Source organism: Paracoccus caeni (assembly GCF_016629665.1).
Lineage (GTDB): Bacteria > Pseudomonadota > Alphaproteobacteria > Rhodobacterales > Rhodobacteraceae > Paracoccus > Paracoccus caeni.
This window is the reverse complement of record NZ_JAEPRQ010000004.1, coordinates 82,359-108,224: the sequence shown is the minus strand read 5'-3', so window position 1 is coordinate 108,224 and position 25,866 is coordinate 82,359. Positions and strand designations below refer to the sequence as shown.

21 protein-coding genes are annotated in these 25,866 nt (G+C 62.9%); 4 read left to right on the top strand and 17 right to left on the bottom strand.

The window, feature by feature from the left end:
• Positions 1-193: 193 nt before the first annotated feature.
• The 11 genes from JJJ17_RS12605 to JJJ17_RS12555 form a co-directional block, all read right to left on the bottom strand.
• Positions 194-526: a hypothetical protein gene (locus JJJ17_RS12605; RefSeq protein WP_200686996.1), complete on the bottom strand. Its 333-nt coding sequence runs from the start codon at positions 524-526 to the stop codon at positions 194-196.
• A gap of 331 nt (positions 527-857) precedes the next feature.
• Positions 858-2,180: a sensor histidine kinase gene (locus JJJ17_RS12600; RefSeq protein WP_200686994.1), complete on the bottom strand. Its 1,323-nt coding sequence runs from the start codon at positions 2,178-2,180 to the stop codon at positions 858-860.
• Positions 2,177-2,851 (bottom strand): response regulator transcription factor, encoded by a 675-nt coding sequence (locus JJJ17_RS12595; RefSeq protein WP_200686991.1) that lies wholly within the window; start codon positions 2,849-2,851, stop codon positions 2,177-2,179. Before JJJ17_RS12595 ends, JJJ17_RS12600 begins: the two co-directional genes overlap by 4 nt.
• A gap of 483 nt (positions 2,852-3,334) precedes the next feature.
• Complete coding sequence (locus tag JJJ17_RS12590; RefSeq protein WP_200686989.1) at positions 3,335-4,174, bottom strand: nitroreductase family protein; 840 nt, start codon at positions 4,172-4,174, stop codon at positions 3,335-3,337.
• 30 nt (positions 4,175-4,204) lie between these two features.
• Positions 4,205-5,260 (bottom strand): aldo/keto reductase, encoded by a 1,056-nt coding sequence (locus tag JJJ17_RS12585; RefSeq protein ID WP_200686987.1) that lies wholly within the window; start codon positions 5,258-5,260, stop codon positions 4,205-4,207.
• A gap of 38 nt (positions 5,261-5,298) precedes the next feature.
• Entirely contained in the window at positions 5,299-6,723 is a 1,425-nt protein-coding gene (locus tag JJJ17_RS12580) for an MFS transporter (protein WP_200686985.1), read from the bottom strand.
• Positions 6,720-8,084, bottom strand: coding sequence for an LLM class flavin-dependent oxidoreductase (locus tag JJJ17_RS12575; RefSeq protein ID WP_200686983.1), 1,365 nt, complete (start codon positions 8,082-8,084; stop codon positions 6,720-6,722). The genes JJJ17_RS12580 and JJJ17_RS12575 overlap by 4 nt, the downstream gene beginning before the upstream one ends.
• A gap of 1 nt (position 8,085) precedes the next feature.
• Positions 8,086-9,426, bottom strand: a complete 1,341-nt coding sequence (locus JJJ17_RS12570) for an LLM class flavin-dependent oxidoreductase (protein WP_200686981.1) — start codon at positions 9,424-9,426, stop codon at positions 8,086-8,088.
• 19 nt (positions 9,427-9,445) lie between these two features.
• Positions 9,446-10,171, bottom strand: coding sequence for an ABC transporter ATP-binding protein (locus tag JJJ17_RS12565; protein WP_200686979.1), 726 nt, complete (start codon positions 10,169-10,171; stop codon positions 9,446-9,448).
• A complete protein-coding gene (locus JJJ17_RS12560) occupies positions 10,147-11,004 on the bottom strand; it encodes an ABC transporter permease (RefSeq protein ID WP_200686977.1) in 858 nt (285 codons plus the stop codon). Before JJJ17_RS12560 ends, JJJ17_RS12565 begins: the two co-directional genes overlap by 25 nt.
• Entirely contained in the window at positions 11,001-12,065 is a 1,065-nt protein-coding gene (locus tag JJJ17_RS12555) for an ABC transporter substrate-binding protein (protein ID WP_200686974.1), read from the bottom strand. Before JJJ17_RS12555 ends, JJJ17_RS12560 begins: the two co-directional genes overlap by 4 nt.
• A gap of 396 nt (positions 12,066-12,461) precedes the next feature.
• On the opposite strand from JJJ17_RS12555, the gene JJJ17_RS12550 reads away from it, so the two are divergent.
• From JJJ17_RS12550 to JJJ17_RS12535, 4 genes are all read left to right on the top strand, one after another.
• Positions 12,462-13,424 (top strand): LysR substrate-binding domain-containing protein, encoded by a 963-nt coding sequence (locus JJJ17_RS12550; protein WP_200686972.1) that lies wholly within the window; start codon positions 12,462-12,464, stop codon positions 13,422-13,424.
• Positions 13,425-13,570: 146 nt separating this feature from the next.
• Positions 13,571-14,797 (top strand): SfnB family sulfur acquisition oxidoreductase, encoded by a 1,227-nt coding sequence (locus JJJ17_RS12545; RefSeq protein WP_200686970.1) that lies wholly within the window; start codon positions 13,571-13,573, stop codon positions 14,795-14,797.
• Positions 14,798-14,801: 4 nt separating this feature from the next.
• On the top strand, positions 14,802-16,010 hold the full coding sequence (locus JJJ17_RS12540) for an SfnB family sulfur acquisition oxidoreductase (RefSeq protein ID WP_200686967.1): 1,209 nt from the start codon (positions 14,802-14,804) through the stop codon (positions 16,008-16,010).
• Between the two features lie 2 nt (positions 16,011-16,012).
• A complete protein-coding gene (locus tag JJJ17_RS12535) occupies positions 16,013-17,383 on the top strand; it encodes an LLM class flavin-dependent oxidoreductase (protein WP_200686965.1) in 1,371 nt (456 codons plus the stop codon).
• Between the two features lie 233 nt (positions 17,384-17,616).
• Here JJJ17_RS12535 and JJJ17_RS12530 read toward each other — a convergent pair whose 3' ends face one another.
• The 6 genes from JJJ17_RS12530 to JJJ17_RS12505 form a co-directional block, all read right to left on the bottom strand.
• Complete coding sequence (locus JJJ17_RS12530) at positions 17,617-18,270, bottom strand: methionine ABC transporter permease (protein WP_200686962.1); 654 nt, start codon at positions 18,268-18,270, stop codon at positions 17,617-17,619.
• The gene (locus tag JJJ17_RS12525) at positions 18,251-19,360 is read right to left on the bottom strand and encodes a methionine ABC transporter ATP-binding protein (RefSeq protein ID WP_200686960.1); all 1,110 of its coding nucleotides are present in this window, start codon (positions 19,358-19,360) and stop codon (positions 18,251-18,253) included. Before JJJ17_RS12525 ends, JJJ17_RS12530 begins: the two co-directional genes overlap by 20 nt.
• Positions 19,357-20,160: a MetQ/NlpA family ABC transporter substrate-binding protein gene (locus tag JJJ17_RS12520; RefSeq protein ID WP_200686958.1), complete on the bottom strand. Its 804-nt coding sequence runs from the start codon at positions 20,158-20,160 to the stop codon at positions 19,357-19,359. Before JJJ17_RS12520 ends, JJJ17_RS12525 begins: the two co-directional genes overlap by 4 nt.
• 508 nt (positions 20,161-20,668) lie before the next feature.
• The gene (locus JJJ17_RS12515) at positions 20,669-22,186 is read right to left on the bottom strand and encodes a hypothetical protein (protein WP_200686956.1); all 1,518 of its coding nucleotides are present in this window, start codon (positions 22,184-22,186) and stop codon (positions 20,669-20,671) included.
• A gap of 56 nt (positions 22,187-22,242) precedes the next feature.
• A complete protein-coding gene (locus tag JJJ17_RS12510) occupies positions 22,243-23,976 on the bottom strand; it encodes a hypothetical protein (RefSeq protein WP_200686954.1) in 1,734 nt (577 codons plus the stop codon).
• Positions 23,977-24,001: 25 nt separating this feature from the next.
• Positions 24,002-25,801 (bottom strand): tyrosinase family protein, encoded by a 1,800-nt coding sequence (locus JJJ17_RS12505; RefSeq protein ID WP_200686952.1) that lies wholly within the window; start codon positions 25,799-25,801, stop codon positions 24,002-24,004.
• Between the last annotated feature and the right edge of the window lie 65 nt (positions 25,802-25,866).

Below are 25,866 nucleotides of genomic sequence, written 5' to 3'. Positions count from 1 at the left end.
GGGATCGGTGAAGCAACCGGCCTGAAGCGCCGGATACCTGTCTGGTCAACCAACGTGTTTTTTGGCGCTGTTGCGGATGGATAATGCTCTGCAGCTGAGCCACTCAGTTTCAAACCGTGATCCGCCGACGACCTCGATAAGAGATCATCGGCGGAGACGGGTGCCAAGCTGCCTTAGAACGCAAGTCCGTCGCTTAGCGTCTGCACTCGCGACGGTCGGAATCGCGATCACAACGATCCCGGCGGGCGCGATCAGCCATGATCTGCGCATCCCGCGCGATTTCGGTGGTCATCCGGGTCTTTTCAAGCGAATCCAGATGCTTGTCGTCGCGGCGGCGTTGCTGTTCAAGCATGCAATCGGTGTAAGCCGCCGAGCCGTAAGAGGCCCCGAAACTTTGGCAGGTATTCGCGTCTGCGGATTGCCGGTCTTCGACCGTTACACATCCTGACAGGATGACGCCAATCAGTGCAGCCGAGAAGAGAGGGGTCGCCGACCGGCGACGCGCGCTGTGGGGACGTTGCAGCATTCTATAGATCTCCTTTGAATCAAGCATTGGCAGGCGGCTCTGTGGCCGCCGAAGCCAACAGAAGCTGCTCAGAGCAGACGAAGATTGCGGCAACATTGCCTGATTCAGAAAACTGCCCACGAAGGCTCCGTAGTGGTTGAGTGCGTTCGCAATCACGTCTCTGAACAGGATTTCTTCTCCAAGGGGGGGTGATCGAGCTCTAAAACAACGTGATGAAGTCTCTCGGCGCACCGCAATGTGGGCGGCGGTAGAATGGCAACCACCGCCGGGCAAACCTGCTTCATCCGGACAGATGTGCAGAACAACATTGCGCGTACACTGGCGGTCGCAGTTATCTGGCGGCGTCAAACTCCATCCGCACGATCACTCCGCCACCGCTTGCATTGGCGACGGTGATGCGGCCACCATGATGATCGACGATCTGCTTCACCAGACTCAGGCCCAGACCCGCACCGGACGATCGCGGCCGCAACCGATAGAACGGTTCCAGCACACGGTGATGCTCTTCCCGAGGGATGCCGGAACCGTTGTCCTCGACCTCCAGAGAAATGCCGTCCGCCCGGACGATGATTTCGTCGCCGCCATGCTCAAGCGCATTCTGGACAAGATTGGTGAGCGCGCGTTCAATCGATCCGGGGTTTCCAGAAATCACCCCGGATTTGTCGCCGACCACCTCAATTGTCTTGCCCGACGCAATCAAAAGCGGTGCCAGATCGGCAGCCACATCCCGCGCAAGGTCCATCAGCTTGATCCGATCGCGTGGCGCGCCGTTGTCCAGCCGGTGCAGATCCAGCAGTTGCTCGGCAAGGGTGGCGAGCCGCGACACATCGGGCAAAAGTGCGCGCATGTCGCTGTCCTGCGCGGCGTCGATCTTCATTTTCAGGATGGCGATTGGCGTCCGCAATTCATGCGCGGCTGACGCAATGAAGCGTTGTTGGCGATCATAGCCTTCATCAAGGCGGCTGAGCGCGTCATTGACCGCACGAACAAGCGGGCCAATCTCGCGCGGCACTTTATCCTCTGACAGACGAATACCGCGATGCTCGGCGTTGATCCGCTGTGCTTCCTCTGTCGTCTTCATCACCCCGGCGAACGCGCGCCTGACGATGATCGGCGTCGCCACGACAGAGACAAGAGCCAAGGTCAGAAAGATCGCAAGGGCGACGATATTCGACGCCACCGTAATCAGCGCCGTGAATGGCCGGAGCCGTCCATGGGCGATGATCTTCATCTCCCCTGCGGGTCCCGACTCTTGTCGCACGATGGCCGAAAGCGTGAACGGCTCAAATTGCCCGCGAATATCCGCCGCAGACAGCTTGTCGAGATTGGCGACAAGCGAGGCGAATTCTGTTGGCACATGGCCGAAACTGACCTCATCGCCATCGACAAGCCGCGCCGCAAACCAGAGATCCGGCGATTCCTGCTGAAGCTGGACCAGTTCGGGCGTCATTTCCACGACCACCGCTCCTTCGGGATCGCGGGTGATTGCATCGGCGGCGATCTCGGACACCGTCGCTTCGACATACATGCCGTCGAGAGTGGAACTGACAAAGAAGAAGATGAACCCGATGGCGGCCGCCGCGAGCGCCAGGAACTGCAGGAAAAGCTGCCGGGTGATCAGACGCGACTTCAACGATGTCTGATGGCGCTTCAATCCTTTGCCCTCAGCAAATAGCCCACTCCTCTGACGGTATGAATCTCGACGCCGGCATCCGCATCACTGAACTTTCGGCGCAGGCGGGAAACGTGGGAATCAAGCGTGTTCGACTGAATTTCGTCGTCAAAACCATAGACAGCCTCTTCCAGCGATTCTCGCAGGACGACGCGCCCGCGCCGTTGCATCAGCGCGGTCAGCACCCTGATTTCGCGCCGTTGCAGAACCAAAGATATTCCGCGAACCCGCGCTTCGCCAAAGGTCATGTCGAAAACCAGATCCCCAATCCCGACCTCTTGCGCGGCAACCTCGTTCGGGCGGCGCTGCACTGCGCGAATACGGGCGAACATCTCATCAAGGTGGAAAGGCTTGACCAGATAGTCGTCGGCCCCGTTGTCAAGACCAGCGACACGGTCAGTCAGCTCACCACGGGCGCTTAGCACGATGATCGGCACGCCCGGATTGTCGGCGCGAAGCTGTGGAACAAGGCCAAGGCCGTCGCCATCGGGCAAGGTGCGATCAAGCAACACCAGCTCGTGTACAGCCGACCGCGATGCTTCGCTGGCCAGTTCAAGACTATCGACCCAATCGACGACAAATCGATCACGCTCAAGCGCTCCACGCAGCGATTTCGCGAACTCCGCTTCGTCTTCGACCAGCAGAACTCTCATTGTATCAGCCCATTCGGTTGCGGCACCTCGATAGCCCCGTGTTTGGTGAACGCACCGCATGCCGAAGTTCCGGGCCAGAGTCGATGGCGGTCACGCTGTTCTACGTGACGGCGGCACCCCCAATCGCTTTGGAACCATCATCGTTCCGGCAGATGCTAGTGAAGTCACCCAGTATCTCCGAAGTGTTGTTCAATGCTGCTGTTGACCGCTCCCCAATATTACTTCTCGGCATTATCAACGAGCGGATCATGAGTATGGCGACGATGGCGTCCGGCGTGTTTTCGCAGCGGGGCAAGGGGTTGCAGCGGACAGTCTGCGCAATCCCATCATCGGCGGAGCGGGACACGCAGATCGCCCCTGCCGGATTTCTACATCGGTGCCCATGCCGCCATTCGCAGCTATCGGCTGCTGACGCGGGAGAAGGGCCGCTACCAGACCTACTTTCCAAAGCTCAAGCTCATCTCGCCCGAGCAAGGGCGGCCATCAGCCAAGCCTGATGCCAAGCCGCTCGAACACCTCGCGCAAAAGGTGGCGACCTTTCAATGCCTCGACCGTCTTCAGCCTGCCCATCAGCAGATCGCTCCAGCTTTGTTGGGGCAGGTTCTGTTCCTGACGGAAGGCGGCGGTGGCAAGGTCGTGGCGGGCGATGGCTTCGGGCTGAACCTCTTGCGAATAGGTTTCGCGGTGTAGCACCGCCTGTTGCGGCAGGCGCGGCTTCACTGCCGTCGGCACGGCGGGATCGGGATGGCCGACAACCAACCCAAAAACTGCAACCGCGCGGGGCGGAAGGTTCAGAAGCCTCGCCACCGCCTCGGGATCGTTGCGCAAGGCGCCGATATAGACCGTGCCGAGGCCCAGCGATTCCGCCGCGATCAATGCGTTCTGCGCCGCCAGTGCGGCATCGATGGCGGCCAACAGGAAGGTTTCGGTATAGTCCAGCCCGTCAAGCTGCGTTCCGGCCTGCGTGGCAACCGCCTCGGCCCGCGACAGATCGGCGATCCAGACAAGGATCAGCGGCGCTTGCCGGATATGCGCCTGATTGCCGGCGATACGGGACAGCGCCTCCCTTTTCAGCGGATCAGTCACCGCCACCACGCTCCATGCCTGAATGTTGGATGAGGTCGGGGCTGAGGAGGCAGCGGCGATCAGCGTCTCAACCGTATCAGGGGCCAGAGCGTCGGGCAGGTAAGCACGGACCGAGCGGTGGTCCAGCAGGCGCGCAAGGACCGGGTTCCAGCCGGTCACAGGAACCGCCTCGCGGTAGCGGGCGAAAACCGCGTCTGCGGCTGCGGCGTCCTGCGGGGTGTCGATGGGGATATTCATGCGGGTTCTCCTTTCACGATGGACGATGGCTCACGGCGCGGGGCTGCCATGAAGCTGGAAGATCGCGTCGATCCGCGCCTCGATTTCCGGGGTGATGGTGACTTCGACCGATGCAAGATCGGCCTGAAGCTGTTCGGGCTTGGTTGCGCCGATGATATTGGCCGTCACAAAGGGGCGGCTGGTGACATAGGCGATGGCCAGAGCCGCCGGGTCCAGCCCGAAATCATCCGCGATTTGCAGATAGGCATCGACGGCCTCGGCCACGCCCGGCTTGGTATAACGGTCGCCCCGGTTGAAGAGCGTCAGCCTTGCGCCTTCGGGCCGGGCGCCGTTGCGGTATTTGCCGGTCAGAAAGCCCTGCGCCAGCGGCGAATAGGCCAGAAGACCGACATCTTCGCGGGGCTGAAACTCTGCCAGACCCTGCTCATAGGTGCGGTTCAACAGGTTATAGGCGTTCTGGACCGAGGCGACGCGCGGCAATCCTGCCGTTTCCGACAGATGCAGAAAGCGCGACAGACCCCATGCGGTTTCATTCGACAGGCCGATATGGCGAACCTTGCCCGCCCGGACCAGTTCGGCCAGCGCATGCAACGTCTCCTCAATAGGCACGTCCGAGCCGTCATGCCCGCGCGAGGGGGCGTGATTGCCATTGCCGAACAATGGCACCGCGCGGTTGGGCCAGTGGATCTGGTAAAGGTCCAGATAATCGGTCTGCAACCGCTTCAGCGACCCCTCGATCGCCTCGTTGATATTGCGCGCATCCAGACGCGGCGGCTGGCCGTCGGCACGCAGATAGGTGCGGTCGCTTGGCCCCGAGACTTTCGAGGCCAGCACGATCCGGTCCCGCCCGCCCCGCGCCTTCAACCATGAGCCGATGATCCTTTCGGTCGCGCCCTGCGTCTCGGCCCGTGGCGGGATCGAATAGTTTTCGGCGGTATCGATCAGGTTGATGCCGAAATCGGTGGCCTGATCCAACTGGGCATGGCCTTCGGCTTCGGTATTCTGTTCGCCCCATGTCATCGTGCCAAGCGCGATGGACGAAACCTTGGTGCCGGTGCGGCCAAGTGGGCGGTAGTCGAGTGTCATTCAGTCTCTCCTAAAGGTATTCAGTTTGCGTGGTCGCGTCACGGGCTGCTGCGCATCGGCACCACCTGCCCGGACATTTCGTGGCCGGAACTGGCCGCAAGCCGCATCAGCGGCAGGATCGCCAGTGCCGCGACAAGGGACAGCGCGAAGAACGCCATATGGAAGGCCGAAAGGGTCAGGCCGCCGGTCTGGTGGCTGCCCATTTCCAGCATCCCGCCCGCCATCGCGACGCCAAGCGCGGTGGCAATGGGCCGCAGCACCGTGGTCAGCGACAGCGCCGCGCCCACATCCTGCGCCGGGATTTCCGAGATGGTCAGCACATGTTGCCCGGTGAAGAACAACGACCGCAGCACGCCCCCCGCGACCAGCAGCGAGACGATCAGCAGATGCGGGGTCTCGGGCGTCAACAGTCCCTTGATCGCAAGGCCGGTGGCCGACAGAACCGCGGCAAGGATCATCGGGTTACGAAAGCCGTGGCTGGCGAAAACATGGGTCGAGATCAGTTTCGCGGTGATCGCGCCAATACCGCCCGCAAAGGTGATCATACCCGCCTCGAACGCGCTGAGGCCGAAGCCCAGTTGCAGCATCAGCGGCAGCAGGAACGGCACCGCCCCGGCGCCGATCAAAAAGACCAGCGTGGCAGTGGTGGCATGACGGAAAACCGGATCGGCGAAGATCGCCGGGTCCAGCAGCGGATCGGGGTGTCTTCGCGCGTGGCGCAGATAGGCCCAGCCGCCCACGAGCCCGGTGAGCGTGATCGTCAGCGACATCCAGACCGGCAGGATCGGCAGACTGATCAGCGAGGCGCCCGACATCAGCCCCGAGAAAGTCACCGCCAAAAGCAGAAAGCCGCGCCAGTCCAGATCGCGGACGGGCACGGTTGGCACCTCTCGGATCAGTCTGCCGGTGGCGGCGATCCCGGCCAGCCCGACCGGCAGATTGATCAGGAAAATCCAGTGCCAGCTTAGAAAGGTCGTCAGCGCGCCGCCGATCAATGGTCCCATCAGGGGTGCCGCGACGGCGGGAATGGTCATCAGCGCCGTCGCCCGCATCAGCCCGGCGCGAGGGGTGATCCGATACAGCATCAACCGCGCCAGTGGCGTCATCATCGCACCGCCCATACCACCCAGAAACCGGGCCAGCACGAAACCTTGCAGAGAGGTCGCAAAGGCGCAGCCAAGCGATCCCAGCATGAAGATCAGGATCGCCACCCGGAACACGCGGGTCGGGCCGAAACGGTCGCCCAGCCATGAACTGACCGGGATAAAGATCGCCAGCGCCAGAAAATAGGCGGTGAAAGCCAGTTTCAGCGCCACCGGGGTCGAGCCTATATCCTCGGCAATCGCGGGCAGCGATGTCGCGATCACGGTCGAATCCATGTTCTCCATGAACAGTGCCACCGACAGGACCAGCGGCACCAGCCATGGAAAGCGCGTTGTCGCGCCCGACTTCTGCTCGTTCATTCTGCTGCCGATATCCCGCGCCGTGCCGCAAAGCGGTTTTCGGGCCGTTGCAGCCCCAGATTTTCCCGCAAGGTCGGGCCTTCATATTCCTCGCGGAACAGGCCACGGCGGCGCAGAATCGGCACTACTTCTGCGACGAAATCATCAAGCCCGCGCGGCAGCACCGGCGGCATGATGTTGAAGGCATCCGCCGCGCCGTTCTCGAACCATTGCTGCATCGCATCGGCGATCTGTTCGGGCGTTCCCACCACCTCGCGATGGCCGCGCGCTCCGGCAACGGCCAGATAAAGCTGGCGCAAGGTCAGATTGCCGCGCGACACCAGATCGCTGACCAGCGTCAGACGGCTTTTGTTCAACTCGGTGCTTTCGGGCAGGGGTGGGGCGCGGTCGTCCAGTGAATAGCCCGACAGATCGCGGCCCTGATAATGCCGGGTCAGGATCTCCCATGCGATGGCCGGGTGGATCAGGTTCTGGATCTCTTCGTGATTGCGCTGCGCCTCGGCCTCGGTGCCGCCCAGCACCGGGAAGATGCCCGGCACGATCAGCAATTGATCCGGGCTGCGGCCATAGGCTGGCAGGCGGCGTTTCACATCGGCATAGAAAGCCTGCGCATCCTCAAGCGTCTGGTTGGCGGTGAAGATCATCTCGGCGGTGCGGGCGGCAAGCCTGCGGCCCGGCTCGGACGCGCCTGCCTGCACCACGACCGGATGCCCCTGCACCGGACGCGGCACGTTCAGCGGCCCGCGGACCGAGAAATGCGTGCCCTTGTGGTTCAACTGGTGAACCCGGTCCAGATCGACATAGATGCCGCTGTCCTTGTCACGCGGAAACGCCCCGTCCTCGTGCGAATCCCACAGATCGAGAACCAGATCCACGAATTCCTCGGCCCGGGCATAGCGGTCGGCATGGGCCGGATGTCCCGCGATCTGGAAGTTATGCGACACATCCGCGCCGGTCGTGACCACGTTCCACGCCGCGCGCCCGCCCGACAAATGGTCCAGCGAGGCAAAGCGCCGCGCCAGAAGATACGGGTCTTCGTAGGTGGTCGAGGCGGTGGCGACGAAGCCGATATGGCTGGTGACCTGCGACAGCGCCGACCACAGGGTCAGCGGCTCGAAATGCGCGCCCTGACTGCTGCGTTGCTGCGCCTCGCGGTCCTTGGCGCGGGGCCAGCCGGCGGGGCTGTCGGCGACGAAGACCAGATCGAACTTGGCCTTCTCGGCGGTTTCCACAACCTTGCGGTAATGGGCGACATTGATGCCGCCATCGGCCTGCGCATCGGGATGGCGCCATGAGGCGACATGGTGGCCGGTCGCCATCAGGAACGCGCCCAGCTTGATCTGGCGTCGGGGTGTCGTCATTTCAGGCGCTCCGCTTGGTTTCGGTGGCGTAAAGGCTGTCCGGGCGGGGCAGACCGAAATGGTCCCGCAGGGTCTGGCCCTGATAATCGTGGCGGAACAGCCCGCGTTTGCGCAGGATCGGCAGGACGTGATCGACGAAGGCGTCAAAGCCGCCATGCAGCCAGGGCGGCATCACGTTGAAGCCGTCGGCGGCGCCGTTTTCAAACCAGGTCTGGATATCGTCGGCGATCTTTTCCGGCGTGCCGACCGTCACCCAATGCCCGCGCGCGCCCGCGATCCGGTGCAGCAATTGCCGGATCGTCGGCTTTTCGCGGTCCACGATGTCAAGGACCAGCTTGAAGCGGCTTGCCTCGGCCCGGTCGGGATCGGGGGCGATCAGATGGCGCGGGAATGGCCCGTCAAGATCATGGCCCGACAGCTCCAGCCCGGTCATCCGGCGCAGCACGCCCAGCGAATAGGCGGGCTGCGTCAGGTCGTTGAATTCATCATGAAGCGCCTCCGCCTCGGCGGTGGTCGAGCCGATATAGGGGCTGATGCCGGGCAGCACCTTCAGATGATCGGGATTGCGCCCGATACCGCGCAGCCGTGCCTTGATATCGGCATAGAAGTCCTGCGCGTTCCGCAGGTTCTGATGGGCAGTAAAGATCGCCTCGGCATGAAGGGCGGCGAAATGGCGGCCGTCTTCCGAGGAACCCGCCTGCACATAGACCGGCCGTCCCTGAGGGCTGCGCGACAGGTTCAGCGGGCCGCGCACCCGGAAATGCGCGCCGACATGGTTGATTTCATGGATCTTGTCGTCATCGGCGAAGATGCCGGTCTGCGGGTCGATGACCAGCGCGTCATCCTGCCAACTATCCCACAGCTTCGTCACCACCTCCAGAAACTCATGCGCCCTGCCATAGCGGTCGCCATGGTCCGGATGCGCGTCCAGCCCGAAATTCTGCGCCGCCTGCGCCGCGCCGGTGGTGACGATGTTCCAGCCGACCCGCCCGTTCGAGATATGATCGACCGAGGCGAACAGCCGGGCAAGGTTGTAAGGTTCGGAATAGGTGGTCGAGGCGGTGGCGATCAGCCCGATCCGCTGCGTGACCGCCGCCAGTGCGGTGATCGTCGTCAGCGGCTCCAGCCGGAAGCGGCTGGCATAGCGGATATTGTCGGCCAGCGCCGGACCGTCGGCGAAAAACAGGGCGTCGAACTTTGCCGCCTCGGCCTTCCGGGCAAGCTCCTGATAGTAGCTGATATCCACCACCCGGTCGGGGTCCGAACCGTGATAGCGCCAACCCGCCTCGTGATGGCCACCCGGATAGACGAACAGGTTCAGGTGAAGCTGTCTCTGGGTCATGTCGAATTTCCTTTGATTGTCAGTGCGCAGCAACGCCCAGCCTGCTCAGCAGATGACGGCGTAACTGGCCGAAACGGGGATCGCCGTGATCGCGCGGTTCCGGCAGATCGACCTGCAGATCCTCGATGAAGCTGCCCTCTTCCAGAACAAGGATACGGTCGGCCAGCGTGATCGCCTCGTCCACGTCATGCGTGACCAGAAGCACTGCAGGCTGGTGACGCGCGCAAAGCTGGCGCAGCAGCGCATGCATCTTGATCCGGGTCAGCGCGTCCAGCGCGCCGAAGGGCTCATCCGCCAGCAGCAGATCGGGATCGCGCACCAGCGAACGGGCCAGCGCCACCCGCTGCTGCTCGCCGCCCGAAAGCTCGACCGGCCATGAATTTTCACGCCCGGCCAGCCCGACCTCTCGCAACATCCGGCGACCGGCATCGTTTGCCCCGGCAAGGCCCAGCGTCACGTTCTGCAATACATTGCGCCATGGCAGCAGTCGGGCGTCCTGAAACACGACCGAGCGGTTCTCGGGCACATCCAGCGTGCCCGAGCCTTCAACCTCGTGATCCAGTTCAGCCAACGCCTTCAGAAAGGTGCTTTTCCCCGAGCCGGAGCGTCCCAGAAGCGCGACGAACTCGCCCCGCTGGATATGCAGATCCAGCCCTGACAGGATGGTGCGCCCGTTGAAGCCGCGATACAGATCCTGCGTGCGGACGACCGGGTTCGGGTTTACTGCGACAGTGTGCGGCGCCATGAGAGCGTCCTCCGTTCGATGAAGCGGACGGCAGCGTCCGAGGCAAGGCCAAGCACCGCATAGACCACGATCCCGGCGATGATGATTTCCGTCTGGCCATAGGTGCGGGCAAGGTTGATCATGTAGCCCAGACCGCTGGTGGCATTGATCTGTTCGACCACGACCAGCGAGACCCAGCAAAGCGTGACGGCAAAGCGCAGCCCCAGAAGGAAGCCCGGCATCGCGCCCGGCAGCACCACCTCGCGGATGAAGGCCCAGCGGGACAGGTTCAGCGTCTCGGACAGTTCGACATAGCGATTGTCGATGCCGCGCAGCGCGTTGTGGGTATGGATGTAGATCGGCACGATCACGGCGAGGACGATGGTGATGATCTTCATCTCTTCGCCGATGCCGAACCACAGCATCAGCAGCGGGATGAGCGCCAGCGTCGGCACCGCGCGCTTGATCTGGATCGGGCCGTCGATCAGCGCCTCGCCGATCCGCGACAGCCCGGCGATGATCGCCAGAACCGTGCCGATGGCGACGCCGATGACCAGCCCGGTCACCGCCCGATAGGCCGAAACCCCAAAGTGATCCTGCAGCCGTCCATCCGCGATCAGTTGCCGAAACGCATCCAGCACCGTCCACGGCGCCGACAAAATCCGCGGATCGATCAGCCCCAATGCCGAGCCCAGCGTCCACAGCACAAGCAGCGCAAGACTGCCGATCTGCAATCCGAAGGGGATCGCCGGGCCCGGCCCAAGACGGACCCTTGCCCCGCTGCGGCGACGATTCTGAAGGTTGGCCGCAGCCGCCTGTTGCGGCTTGAAGCCGTCTGTCGCGATCAGGGTCATTGGCTCAGTTCCTCTTGCTTCACGGCGCTGGAGCCTTCGGTCAAAGCCTCGGCAGCCACCTTCTCGAAGCGGCGGTCAAAGATTTGTTCGGCGCTGAACGGCTCGTTGCCGGTCGCCTCGGCCAAAAGCGCGATGGTATGGGTGTGACGCGCGACCACCTCGTCCCAGTTCGACGGGATCACGTAGCGCCCAGTCTGTTCGACCGCGGCCTTGCCGTCCTCGTAGCTGAGATTCTGGTCCTTGACGTAATAGCCCTGAATGAATTCTTCGGGGTGGTCGTTGATCCACTCGGTCGCACGCGCCCAGAGCCGGACATATTCCGCCGCAGCCGCAGCCTTGGCCGGATCGTCCAGCACCGCCTGCGGTGCCCAGAGATGGTTCGGATCGTCTCGCAGCCCGTGATCGACAAGCCGCGCGCCATCATCGCCATATTGCGCGATGTAGCGCGGGATATAGACCGACCCAAGCGGCGCGATATCCACCTGACCCGAGGCCAGCGCGACCGGATAGACGTCGCCGGTGCTGGGCAGTTCGACCAGCGTCACATCATCCTGTTCCAGCCCCGCCGCTTCCAGCACCCTGAGGACCAGCGCGCCCTGCGCCTGACCGGGGCTATAGGCGATACGGCGGCCCTTGAAATCCTCCAGACTGTCGATCTCGGACCCCAGTTCCGGGGTGATGCCAAAGCGGTAGATGGGATGGGCCAGCGGGTCTTCGCGTTCGCGATAGGCGATGTTGCGGACCGGCAGGTTGGTCCATGTCGCGTGGATCGAGGGGATCTCGGCGACGCTTGAAATATCCAGCGCATTGGCGCGGAAAGCCTCGCTTGATTGCGGACCGCCGCTGATATTGGCCCATTCGACGGTAAAGCTCAGCTCGTCGATCAGCCCCGAAAGCTCCAGCGCTTTCTGAATCAACGGATCGCCGATCCGCAGCACCGTTCCCTCGGGTACCTCATCAGGCAGGGGGTCGGCGGCATAGGCAAGGGGCACGGCACCGGCAAGGCCGAATGAGGTCGCCAGCACCGGGGCCAGCAGATGGCGGAGTAAGGTCTTTGTCATGTCCAACCTGTCCAGATGAGTTCTGAACACCAAAGGCTAGGCATAAACACTTTAATGTCGATAGACGCGCCGTACTTAAAACGGACGGTTTCGGGGGTTGATCCTGCTCTTCTCGGGGCGCGGCGCAGAATTCCTTCGCTTGAGATAGATTTCCATCGGGCCGCCGAAAGAATTTCTTTCCGCCGGGCTGGTTTTGGCCCTGCTGCGGAGGATTCTTCGGCGAACAGGCAGCATGGCGGCGGTGCGGGAAAAGATAATTCCTGATTGCACCCGCGGAACGGGAATCCTCTTCCCCAGTCGGCTGGTTCTTTGGAATCGGCAGGATGCGCCCCGCCGCGTAGGTTCGCAGCCGATCCGCCCTTGCGACGGTGTGCCCTAGCAAAGGGAGCTGCCACCATGCCGACAGAAAGAGCCGCCAGCGCGCGATATGTGGCCATGGACCGGCTGCCGTTGAACGCCCTGCGCGCCTTTGTCGTCAGCGCCCGTCACCGCAGTTTCCGGGCGGCGGCGGCGGAGCTGCGGGTCTCGACCGCAGCGATCGGGCAGCAGGTTCGCCTACTGGAAGAGCAGCTTGGCGGCCCGCTGTTTCACCGCAATCGGGGTAGGCTGGACCTGACACCGATGGCACAGGATCTGCTGCCCGATCTGGACAAGGCATTCAGCCTGATGATCGGCGCGCTGGCGAAGCTGGGACAGGACAGCATGGCACTGCGGATTTCGGTCCCGCCATCCTTTGCGATGAAGTGGCTGATGCCGCGCCTTGATACGCTGCATGCCGCCGTGCCGGGGCTGGAACTGCTGATCGAGGCGTCGGTGGGGCTGGCCAGTTTCAGTGACGGCAAGGTGGATTGCGCGATCCGATATGGCAACGGCCAGTATCCCGGCCTTGCGGTCAGCCATCTGATGTCGGAAGCGCTGCTGCCGGTCTGCAGCCCCGATCTGGCCGCGCGACACGACCTTGCCCGGCGCGGTCCCGCCGCACTGGCCGGAGATGTCGTCCTGTTGCACGAAGGCGGGCCGGAACATGACGGCTCCAGCCCGGATTGGGAGAAATGGCTGCTGAAGCACGAGATCGTCGCGGGCGAGAATGCGCGCGCCGGCATCCGGCTGCAGCAATCCTCGATGTTGCTAGAGGCGGCGGCTGCGGGCAAAGGCATCGCGCTTGGCAAATTGCGTCTGGCCGAAGCGGATTTGGCCAGCGGTCGCCTGGTCAGCCCGTTTGGCGATCCCTGGCCCATCGGACGCGCCTATTACTTCGTCACCCCCGCCGACAGCGTAAGACGGCCCGAGATCATGGCTCTGCAGAACTGGCTGCGGCAGGAAGCCAAAGGCGCCGCCCATGATGCGGATGCAGCTTGAAACGAGATGACGGCAGATTTTCCTCTGCATGTCGCGCCGACAGGCAAATGCTTCCACGATCCGCCCCGAATTTGGAATAGAGCCCGCCGCGCGTCACCCGTATAAATCACGACATATATGGTAGATAAAAAGGCAGCGACGGTGCCATGACACATCTCGCCCACAAAATCGCCCCATCGGACGGCGTATTCCCCGCCCAGATTTCCACGCATGATCAGGCGATTGCTGCGGCTTTGCGGCTGGCCGAGGACTGGGCCCCGAAGGCCGCGAGACGCGATGCCGAACGTATCCTGCCGCATCAGGAAATCGCGGATTTCACCGCGACCGGGCTGGGCGCGATCACCGTGCCGAAAGCCTATGGCGGACCGGAATTGCCGATCCTTACGCTGGTAGAGGTGTTTGAAATCCTCTGCGCCGCCGATTCCTCGGTCGGGCAGATCCCGCAGAACCATTTCGGCGTCCTGCAACTGCTGAACGAGGCGGGGACCGAGGCGCAGAAACGCCGCTTCTACGGCGATGTCCTGAAGGGCAAACGTATCGGCAATGCCGGGCCGGAACGCAGCCGCGAGGTGCTGACCCATAACACCACCGGCCTGCATCGCGCCGCCGACGGGCTGCGCCTCAGCGGTCACCGCTTCTATTCGACAGGCGCAATCTTTGCCGACTGGATTCCGACCCGCGCCAATGATGCCGAGGGCCGCCCGGTTCAGGTCTGGGTGCCCGCCGATGCGCCGGGCGTCACCATTCCCGACGACTGGAACTCTTTCGGGCAGCGCACCACCGCCTCGGGCAGCGTGATCTTTGACAATGTGCTGATCGAGAGTGACGAACAGATCATCCCGGTCTGGCAGCGCGCTGAGATTCCCGGCCTGACCGGCCCCCTGTCGCAGATCATACAGGCCGCGATCGACAGCGGCATCGCCGTGGGCGCGCTGCGCGAGGCGACCGCCTTCGTGCGCGATAAATCGCGGCCATGGGTCGATTCCGGTGCCAGCCGGGCGCAGGATGACCCCTATATCATCGCCGATATCGGCAGGCTTCAGATCGACCTTTGGGCCGCGCAAGAGGTCTTGCGCAACGCCGCCCGTCTTTTGGACGAACTCTCCGCAGCCCCGGTCACTGCCGAGGCCAGCGCCCGCGCCTCGGTCGCGGTGGCCGAAGCGAAGATCCTGACCACGGAAATCGCCCTGACCGCGACCGAGAAATTCTATGAACTGGCGGGGTCGTCATCGACACGGGCGGCGCTGAATCTGGGGCGGCTGTGGCGGAACGCGCGGGTTCATACGCTGCACGATCCGGTGCGCTGGAAATATCACCTGCTGGGCAACTGGCACCTAAACGGTGCGCTGCCTGCGCGCCATCAATGGAATTAAGCCGATGACCGCACCAAAAGCCGCGCCCAAGCCCGCCCCTGTTCATGTCATCGCCGACGATGCCGAGGCCATCGCCGCAGCCACCCACCTTGCCGCCGAATTTGCAAAGGGCGCGTCCGAGCGCGACCGCGACCGTCGCCTGCCCTGGGACGAGATCGAGCGTTTCACCGCCTCCGGCCTCTGGGGCATCACCGTCCCGAGAGAGCATGGCGGTGCCGGGGTCAGGTCGGCGACACTGGCGCAGGTCATCGCGATCATCGCCGCCGCCGATGGCTCGCTGGGCCAGATCCCGCAGAACCATTTTTACGCGCTCGAGGTGCTGCGCTCGGGCGGGTCACCCGAACAGCGGCGCTATTTCGACGGTCTTGCCCTTGCCGGGCATCGCTTCGGCAATGCGCTGGCCGAAATCGGCGCGCGCGATTTCAAACGCCGTACCCGGCTGTTCCACGACGGCGACAAGCTGCTGGTCGAGGGGAACAAGTTCTACTGCACCGGCGCGATCTATGCCCATTGGATACCGACGCTGGTGACCGACGAGGATGATCGGCAACAACTGGTCTTCATCCCGCGCGAGGCCGAGGGCGTGACCATCACCGACGACTGGGACGGCTTCGGACAGCGCGTCACCGGGTCCGGCTCGGTCGCATTGCGGCGGGTTCAGGTGCGACCCGAATGGGTGATCCCGTTTCAGGACAGCTTCGACCGTCCGACCCCCATCGGCCCGCTTGCCCAGATCCTGCATGCGGCGATTGATCTTGGCATCGGCAAGGCGGCGTTCGCCGAAACGCTGCCCTTCATCCGCGACCGCGCCCGGCCATGGCTGGACGCGAAGATCGCGCATGCATCCGAGGATCCGCTGACCCTGACCGGGATCGGCGATGTCTCGCTGCGCCTTAGTGCTGCCGAGGCGCTGCTCAACCGCGCGGGCCGCTTTGTCGATGCCGCGAAGGCCGATCCGACCGAGGACAGCGTGGCCGCAGCCTCGCTTGCCGTTGCGGCGGCGCGGGCGCTGACCACGACGGCGGGGCTTCTGGCGGCGAACAAGCTGTTCGAGCTGACCGGAACCTCGGCCACCTTTACCGATGACAATCTGGACCGGCACTGGCGCAATGTCCGCACGCATCCGCTGCACGATCCGGTGCGCTGGAAATATCACGCCATCGGCAACCACAGTCTGAACGGCATCCACCCGCCGCGTCACGGTGCGATCTGATCATGGCGCAAGATCGCAAGCACATCATCGTCAATGCGTTCAACATGAACTGCATCGGCCATATCAACCACGGCCTGTGGACGCATCCTGAGGACCGTTCGACCGATTACACGCAGCTGGATCACTGGACCGATCTGGCCCGCACGCTGGAACGGGGGCTGTTCGACGGGATCTTTCTGGCGGATATTCTGGGGACCTATGGGGTCTATGGCGGCAATGTCGATCTGACCTTGCGGGAAAGCATCCAGTTGCCGGTGAATGATCCGTTGTTGCTGGTCACCGCCATGGCGTCGGTGACGACGCATCTTGGCTTTGGCGTGACCGTCAACGTTAATCAGGAACATCCCTATACCTTCGCCCGTCGCATCTCGACGCTGGATCACCTGACCGGCGGGCGGATCGGCTGGAACATCGTCACCGGCTATCTGGACAGTGCCGTCCGCGCCGTCGGTGGTGCGGGGCTGGCAAGCCATGATCAGCGATACGATCAGGCGGATGACTATCTGGAAGCCCTCTACAAGCTGTGGGAGGATTCCTGGGACGACGATGCGGTGATCGCCGACCGCGCCGGTCGCCGCTATGCCGACCCGGCCAAGGTGCGCCCGGTTCTGCATGAAGGCCCGTTCTACCGCGTCGATGGCTATCACCTGTCCGAGCCTTCGCCACAGCGCACGCCGGTTCTTTATCAGGCGGGCGCATCGGGCCGGGGTCAGCGCTTTGCGGCGCAGCATGCGGAATGCGTGTTCATCTCGGCCCCCGACAAGGCAACGGCGGCGCGCACCGCCCGAACCTTGCGCGAGGCGGTGGTCGCGGCGGGACGGCGGCCGGATGACGTGAAGATACTGGTCGGTATCAACATCGTGACCGACCGCAACGCCCGTGCCGCGCGTGAGAAGCTTGCGGGCATTCAGGCGCATTCCAACCCCGAGGCCGGGCTGGCGCATTATTCGGCCTCGACCGGCATCGACTTTGCCCGCTACGGGCTGGACGATCCGATCCCCTGGGGTGGCGGCAATGCGATCCAATCGGCGAACAAGCTGGCCGAAAGTCGCGGCTGGACCAAGCGCGATCTGCTCCAGCAGTTGGCACTTGGCGGGCGTTATCCTTTGGTGGTCGGCGATCCGGCAGAGGTCGCGGATGAGTTGGAAAGCTGGCTTGAGGAAGGCGGGATCGACGGCTTCAACCTGTCGCGGCTGATCACCCCCGGCAGTTACGAGGATTTCGCCGATCTGGTGGTGCCGGAGTTGCAGACGCGCGGGCGCTACAAGACCGAATACAGCCCCGGCACCTTGCGCCACAAGTTGTTCGGAGAAGGCGACCGTCTACCGGCCCGCCATGCGGTCGAAGGGTATCGGGTCAATCGGACGCGGTGAAAGCCCTCCACCCCCGGCGACAAAAGTAGAGCGCCCGCCCGGAATCAAGTCGCCCTTGGGCGACGCCGGGCAGTGCACAGCCGCCCCCCGGCTGGGCACTTCGGTGATGTCCCGCGCTACAGAGATGTTCGAAGGGATGGCACCATAAAGTGTCCTGCACGATCGTTGCCGTGCCCAACCGCGGCAGTGCCCCGCCCTCCGCTTCGATCATCAATGTCGAACGGGCGCGGCTCTCACCGCGCCTTCAACCGACGCACCACCGTATCGCCGGTAAACTGCACCGCGCTGACCATCACGATCAGAATTGCGATCACCACCAGCATCACATTGGTATCGAAGCGCTGATAGCCATAGCGCATCGCCACATCCCCCAGGCCACCCGCACCGACGACGCCCGCCATTGCCGATGCCCCGATCATGGTGACGACGGTGATGGTCAGCCCGCCGATGATGCCGGGCATCGCCTCGGGCAGCAGGACGTGGCGGATGATGTGCCAACGGCGGCAGCCGATGGACTGAGCCGCCTCGATCAGACCGGGATCAACCTCGCGCAGGCTGACCTCGGCGATGCGGGCGAAGAAAGGTGTGGCCGACACGGCCAGCGGCACGATCGCCGCCCAGACACCGATGGTGGTGCCGACGACCAGCCGGGTGAACGGGATCAGCGCCACCAGCAGCACGATGAAAGGCACCGCGCGAAAGCCGTTCACCGCCAATCCGACGATCCGGTTCAGACGCGGCGTGGGGAAGATGCCGCCATGCCCGGAGGTGACCAGAAACACCGCCAGCGGAATCCCCGCCAGCACCGCGATCCCGGCCGAAACGCCGACCATGAACAGCGTGTCCTGAAACGCCTGCCACAGGCGGTCAATCATTTGCGGAGACATAGCCGATCACCCTTGCCGTCGTTTCAGCGGCCTGAACCGCCGCCAGATCCGTGCCCGGCCCTGCGGCCAGAACGATACGCCCCACCGAGTGCCCCTGAATCCGCTCGACCCCGGCGGAGAGTAGTTCAAGCCCCGCGCCCGCTGCTTGCGCCAGCACGGAAAGATCAGGCGCGGCACGGCCGGCATAGCGAATATCGATGACCGCCCGGTCGCGCGGCCCCTGCGAGGTCGGGCGCAGATGCGCAACCAGATCGGCGGGCAGATCGCGTTGCAGCGGTTGCAGCAGCGCCTGTGTGGCCGGATGGCGCGGCGCGCCGAAGACCTGCCAGACCGGGCCTTCCTCGGCGATCTCGCCGGTTTCCAGCACGACGACACGGCTGCAAATCTCGCGGATCACGCTCATCTCATGGGTGATCAGAATGATCGTCAGCCCCAGACGACGGTTAATGTCGCGCAAAAGCTCCAGAATCGACAGCGTGGTTTCCGGGTCCAGCGCCGAGGTCGCTTCGTCGCACAGCAAGATTTCGGGGCGGCTGACCAGCGCGCGGGCGATGCCGACGCGCTGCTTCTGCCCGCCTGACAACCGCGACGGATAGGTGGCATCCTTGCCTTCCAGCCCAACCAGCTTCAGCGCCTCATCCACCCGCGCGGTGATATCGGCACGCGCTACCCCCGCGACCTGCAACGGCAGGGCGACATTTTCGCGCACTGTCTTGGCCGATAACAGATTGAAATGCTGAAAGATCATCCCGATACGGCGGCGCAGGCGCACCAGACCGTCTTCCTGCAGCGCCGAGATGTCCTGCCCATCGACCAGCACCCGGCCGGTGGTCGGCGCTTCCAGCCGGTTGATGGTGCGCAGAAGGCTGGACTTGCCCGCCCCCGACCGGCCGATAATGCCAAAGACCTCGCCCGCGCGGATGTCGAGGCTGATATCCTTCAGCGCCTGAACCTCACCTGCCGAGGAATGGAAGACCTTACCTACACCCTCGAAACGGACCGTGCCCGGCCCCCTGACGGCACTGTCCAGCGAAACGACCCCCTGCACGGCAGAGGGCCGCAGCCCGGCACTGAAAGCCGCGTCGGTCATTGGTCCTTCCAGGCGAGGATATACAGCTTGTCGCTGTTCGAGAAACTTTCGCGTGCCTGAGCCTCAACTGCCTGCGAATTCTGGAAAATCTCGATGAACTGGCGGACCTGCGGGTCATCGGTGCGGTCTGAACGGGTCACGAAGCTGACGGTGAATTGCTTATCCTCGATCCCGGAATAAAGCAGCCCCGAGGTCGGATCGAAGGTGCCCGCCGCGACGATGAAATGCGGATAGCCCTGCGCCAGATCGACATCGCCGGTGATGCGGACAAGCTGCGGGCCCTCGACTTCGGTGAAGGACAGGTTCTTCGGGTTCTCGACGATATCATCGACGGTGCCAAGGAAACCCACATCTTCCTTCAGCTTGATCAGCCCCGCCTTTTCCAGCAGCAGCAGCCCGCGACCCTGATTGACCGGATCGTTCGCAATGGCGACCTGCCCGTTCTCTGGAATATCCTCGAAACTGTCGTGCTTCAGCGAATAGAGGCCAAGATTTGCCAGAATCCCGGGCGCCACGACCTGAAGATCGTAACCGCCTTCGGCATTGGCGTTTTCAAGGAACGGCTCGTGCTGGAAGAAATTCACGTCGATATCGCCTGCATCAAGCGCAACGTTTGGGGTGGTCCAGTCGCTGAACTCGATCACCTCGACCTCCAGCCCCTTTTCGCGGGCCTCTTCCGCGGCGACGTTTACGGTATCGCCATAGGCACCCGGCACCACGCCAATCTTCAGCGGCGCGGCAGAGGCGACAGTTGCGCCCAAGGCAAGGGCGGCGGTCAGGGCAAGCAGATTGTATTTCATGTCGAACCTACAGGAATGGAGGAATGGTTTCAGCCGAGGCGGCGGCGATCCCGGTCAGCCGAACGGAATCACGTTTATCACGACAAAAAATATCGTGAATTAACTGGCCGGGTAAATGGTATAGCCTTTGCGTTCTGCCGCCGTCCGCGAACGCGGTTTGCTGTCGGCAGGACTTCAGAGGAAAGGTTTTAATCGCGGCATCGTTGCGATGTTCCGCAACAGAGAAAAACAGAAGGCCGCTGCGTTTTGGTTTGCAGCGGCCAGTCGCGGGAGAAGCACATTGGAGGTTCAATCAGAGTAGCTGAGAGCTTCGAACCGACTAGCCCTGTTTCAACTGCGGCAGGGTTGCGCAATTCGACTCGGTTGATGGTGCGGTCTGAGCAAAGCGTCTCATGACAGGTCCAGGGCGATTATGCTGCCCCCCTGCTGCTGAAGGCGACCACGAAATTGTGGCTTACGGCCAGAACATCTCCGACAAGCGGTATGTGGCGAACCGGTGTGAATGGCTTCACCTGACGAAATCGCTTGAGATGAACAGCCCCGGCAGTTTCGCGCGGCTGGACGCGGTCGAGAACAGGAACGAGAAATCCGAGGCCAGTGTCCGGCTGGTGGCGATGGTCGCGCTCTGGTGGCAGGCATTGCAGGACGGGCCAAGCCCCGGCGTGAATTGCTGGGCATAGGTCTCCATCGTGGTGTTGGCCATCGGCACGCTGGCCTCGGTCTGGAAGCTGCCATAGATCAGGGGCACCTGCGCATTTGCGCCCGGCTCGGGCAGCGGAGGTGTGGGCGCGCCGTCCCATAGCACGTTCACAAGCTGATAATACTGGAACACCGATTTGCCCCCGGTCTCATGGGCCAGCATCTGTTGCACATCGCTGTTGGTCTGGGCGACGGCCGCAGGGATCGGAACCTCTCGCGTGACCTGAATCGGCAGGGAATAGTCGCAGACGCCATTGGTGCAGTGCGGCATCTGGTTCGGTTTCGCGTTCGAGTTCGGATTGTTGAAACTGAAATCCGTGCCGGGTGCGGGCTGGGCCGCGCCGGGGACGTTGTCGATCTGTTCGAACGTGGACCAGACGAAATCCGGCATCGAGGTGGTTTTGTGGATGATATGCAGCCCGACCAGCCCCACCACCGCTTTCGAACAGGTTCCGTCGGGCTGTTCCAGATAGGCGATGGAGGTCAGGTAACGGTCATAGAGATCCGGGAAATCGGTCAGATTGCGCCATGCCGCCTTCAGCTCGAACGCGCCAAGATCATCCTGACTTTGCACGCTTCCAGTTGCCCGAAGCCCTGTTGGCAGCGACAGACCCTCAGGCGTGGTGCCGTCAGCATTGGTCGCGACGCTAAGCTGATTGGCGGCGTCATAAAGCCCTTTCTGGACGATATAATCGTATTCCGCCTTGCCGATCAGCCGCTCGAAGAACACCAAGTTTCCCTTCTGGTCGGTCAGCCAGCCGCCTGTCGCCTCTTCGATCTCATCCGAGATGGTGGACATCGTCCCGGTGTCCAGATTGAAGTCGTGAAGCGGGCTGACGGCGGATTTCGAGACCGCGTTCAGCACTCTGCCCGGTCCACTGGCAGAGGCCGCCAATGTGCCAGTGCCGCAGCCTGCCGGGGGCGGCGTGGTTTCGCCCCATGCGGTCGGGGTGGCCGCGAAGGGTTTGAAAACCTCGGGCGCGGACATGAAGCTTTGCCAGACCGTGGTTCGCTGTGTCGGCTGACCTGTCGCGCCGGGCAGGCCGAATTCGGCGATGCTGACGCTACGGTCAGGCTCTCCGGCAAGCGCGGGCGTCTGCGGCCAGCCGGATTCCACCGGCCAGTTCAGCGACAGAAACATCTGCCAGCCATAGCAGTTCATCCCGTCCTGCGTATGGTCGAAGGGGGTGTCGCCGGTCAGGAAGTTGGGCGAGGTCGGGTCGGTCACAAGCATGGCGCTGCAAGCGGTCTGCGCCTTCACGTCGGTTGGGCAAAAGGCAAGTGTGACGCAAGCGGCCAGCATGCCGGTGACTGGACCCGTTCGCATGGCGGATCTCCTTTCAGAATGGGTGCGTCAATCGGTGATTGACGCTGTGCTGATGGTTATGTGGCCGAAATCACGGCAAGCCCGGCTTCCCATGGATGTTCATCCGGTGTGGGCGAGGCCCCCTCGGCCGGGTTCAGCGCGCGCAGCCAGACCGGGCCGGGGCGCGCATTCGCACCGACCGCGACGGTCATCACATATCCCTGCGTGCCGCCGCCATTGGTCTGTCCCGGAACGGCTGATGCGTTTGGCAGAAATTCCTCGATCCGGATGCTGATATTCGGGTCCGAGAATTGCACCCGTGCCGTGGCCGTTGTCGTATTTTCATCCGCGCCCTGCACGATCAGGACGAAGCGGTTCTGACTGCCGGGCCGCAGAAGCGCGGGAAGATCGGAAGGCGATTCACCATAGAACAGCGTTTCCGGCACCATCTGGACCGGCCATGGCTGCACGCCGCTGGTGCGGTCGGCGACGCAGGCCTGCACGGTCAGATCGGGCGTCGCATTGTTCGGGGTGACGGCCAGCGCGACCTTCATCTGGTTCAGGATCACCCCGACATGCGAGATCGGCATGCCGTAGATGGTGCAATCCTCGATCGAAAAGCCCGCACTGTCAGGAATGTCGAACACCGCATGCAGGATCTGGTCCGAGCCGTTCGGCCCGGTGCCCGCCGTCCCGCGCAGGATCTTCCAATAGCCCGATACATCCTGTCCGCCCGGCCCCTGCCAGCCCTGAAAGTTCTGCGGTTGCTGAAGGTAAAGCCCCACCGGATCTGTCAGCGTCAACCGCGACGTGCGCGCGGCGACATTGGCCCCGTAGCCGATATTCGGGTCCGAGTTGCGGAAATTCTGCCCGTATTGCGCGCAGCAGATCAGCGATTGCGGGTTGCCGTTGACCGCGGACGACCGCTGGATGGTGGCGGCAGCGGCAAGATAGATCTCGGCCGACAGCGTATTCGGAGGCGAGGTCAGGTGCATCGCCCCGCCAAAGCTGCCGGGCGAACGGGCCGGGCCGCGGTTCCATTTGTTCGTCGGGTCATAGGCGGGGATGCCGGTGGTCGGGTCCACGACCGGATCACCCTTTTTGCCGGTCGGCTGGTCGAATTCATAGCGAAGGAACAGATCCTCAATCTGCACCGCCGGATCGATGAACTGCTGATAGATGCCCAGAACCGCCTTTGGGTTCTGCCGCCACATGGTCAGGAAATAGGCCGGGTTCTCGCAGGTGAATGACACCGACTGCATCTCTCCCTGAGCGTTCCTGACAATCGACCATTCGCAATATTCATCCTGCCAACCGCGCGGCCCCGAGGGCGAAAAATCCACGTATCTGCCGTTCCAGTCGATTGCCGGGCAGCGGTCGCCGGGGATCTTCAACAGCACCTGCCCCGGTTGCGGATTGAACAGCACGAAGGTCGTGCCGTTAATCGTGATCTGGCCGGTATCGGCCAGTTGCTGAACCTGATCCTGACTCAGCGGTGCGGCAAGCTGCCCACCCTGCACGATGCCCGGATTGGTCAGGAACTGGATCAGCCGATTGGGGAAGGGAAGCCAACTGATCACGGCAGCGCTTGCCGTGCCCATGCCTTCGACCAGCGGGTTGTAGTAATTGTCGCGCGGCGCATCATAAAGGTTCGACCACGGATTGCCGATCATCGACATCTCGGTCCAGCCCGCGATATTCGCGCTCCAATCCGCCTCGAAAGCGGCAAGCTGGTCCTGCGGCAGATTAAGAAGCTGGTAATCCTTTGGACCCTGCAATGCCGGGGTGGAAAATGCGGTAAAGCTCGTCATGTCAAATCCTTTCGGCCAGAGGCCATCAGTGGCAACACGGGGATTGCGAAGCCTTCCTGATCGGTGCGCGACGCAGGTCCCCCCAATGAAATTCAGGCAAAAAGCCCGGCAACCTGCTGTACTCGTCCCTGCTCAGCTCGAAGCCGCCATGCAGGTTGGTGACCCGGATGCACATGCCCGGATCCTCACCTGCCGAAAGCCCCAGGGCCGCCGCCGCGCGCGACGCATCCAGCGCCCGGCTTACGCCGTGCCGGATACAGCGGCCCTTGTCGTCGATGATGCCCATGCCGATGCGGCTGAACCGCCCGACATAGGCGGGATTGTCGGCCCGCGCCTCGCTGACCCTTCCACCCAGAAACACATCAATCGCAAAACTGTCATGGGTGCAGCGGACGCCGTCGAAGATCACCCACGCATCTGTCGTCGCATGGGAGGCGCAGGCCATTCGCCCGGCACTGCTACCCGTCCCAGGTTCCGGGGCAGCGCCGAACGCGGCAACCGGAGAACGTCCCCGGAATTGCGGTGAAACCGGCGGGCCGTAGTCATAGCCCAGATGCCGGCTGTCTTGAGCGAGATCGCCAAGCGTGGTGTAGCGCCACGCCTCTGGCGTCGCTTCGTCGATCTGGGCTGCTGTCGGGCCGATGAACGGCTGCAACGGCACCCCGGCGGTGTATTGCGCGACCGGATTGGCGCGAATCCATACCTCCAGCATCCTGTCGATATTCGCGTGGTAACAGATGAAGATCGGATCGAAGGCGGTATAGGCATTGTCAGCCATGTCGGCGCCGATCCAGCCGTGATAATTATCATGCGGCTGTTCGTAAGCGCCGTCGAAATTCATGTCGCGATAAGGATAGAGGTTGTCCGGCTGCGGCGGAGTGAAGGTCGGAATATTCGCCCAAGGGAATCCGGGCGAACCCTGCGGCACGCTGAAGCTGTCAAAGCGAAGCGCATCCACCACCTGCTGCTGAAAGATTTCGGCCATGGCGTAGAACGCGGCCCGCTCGGCCCGGCGGTCGTCGCCGCTGGTGTAGAATAACGGATTGCGCTGCACGAAGCGGCAATCGACCCCCTCGGGCAAACGCACCTCGCAAAGTTTCGAAACACCATCCTTCGCGGCGGCATAGCGCAGCGGGTTCGGACGGCGTTCGCCCGTTTCGGGGTGAATATAGGTCTGGTCCAGAAAGCATTGCGGCAGACCGGCCGAGGGGCTGCCATCCTTGCTAGCGTCCTTGGCCATCCAGTCCCAGTAGGGGATCGGACAACCCAACATCGTCTCAAGGTAAATCAGGAAACCACGATGCCAGAAGGCGAAGGCTTCCTGATAATGCAGGCACCAATTGGTGTGGACATAGGCCCATTTCTGCCACGGCGAAAACGGCGAGGGATCGGTGATCCGCATAATGTCATCCAGACGGGCCCGGAAATCGTCGATCTCGGCCTGACTGAGCGACGCCAGATCGCGGCGGACGTAGGGCGGCGGATAGGGACATGACGGCTTGGGCAGCCGGGGCGCATCGTCAAACGGGTCCGAAGAGACGCGCCGCCAGCCCTGATTGACCCAGAGGCGAAATGTCTCAAGCGCTTCGAGCGGCCAGAACTGCCGCGTATCGGTGGTCAACGGCATCGAACGCGACGCAAGATGATTATAAATCGTCTCGGACCAGGTGCGAACCGAGCCGTAATCGCCCAGATCAATCAGATATTCGACCATGGCGTTGCGCCAGCCACGCCCTATCGCCTCGCGCTCATCCGTTGGCAACCAGTAGGGGGCCGCCAGAAGAGTGCGGATATCATTTTCCCATGTTGGTTGCGCTACAATCATTGATTGTCTTTCCCAATCCCAAACAGTGTCTTAAGATTGTAGCCGTGGCCGGTGTAAGCTTGTTT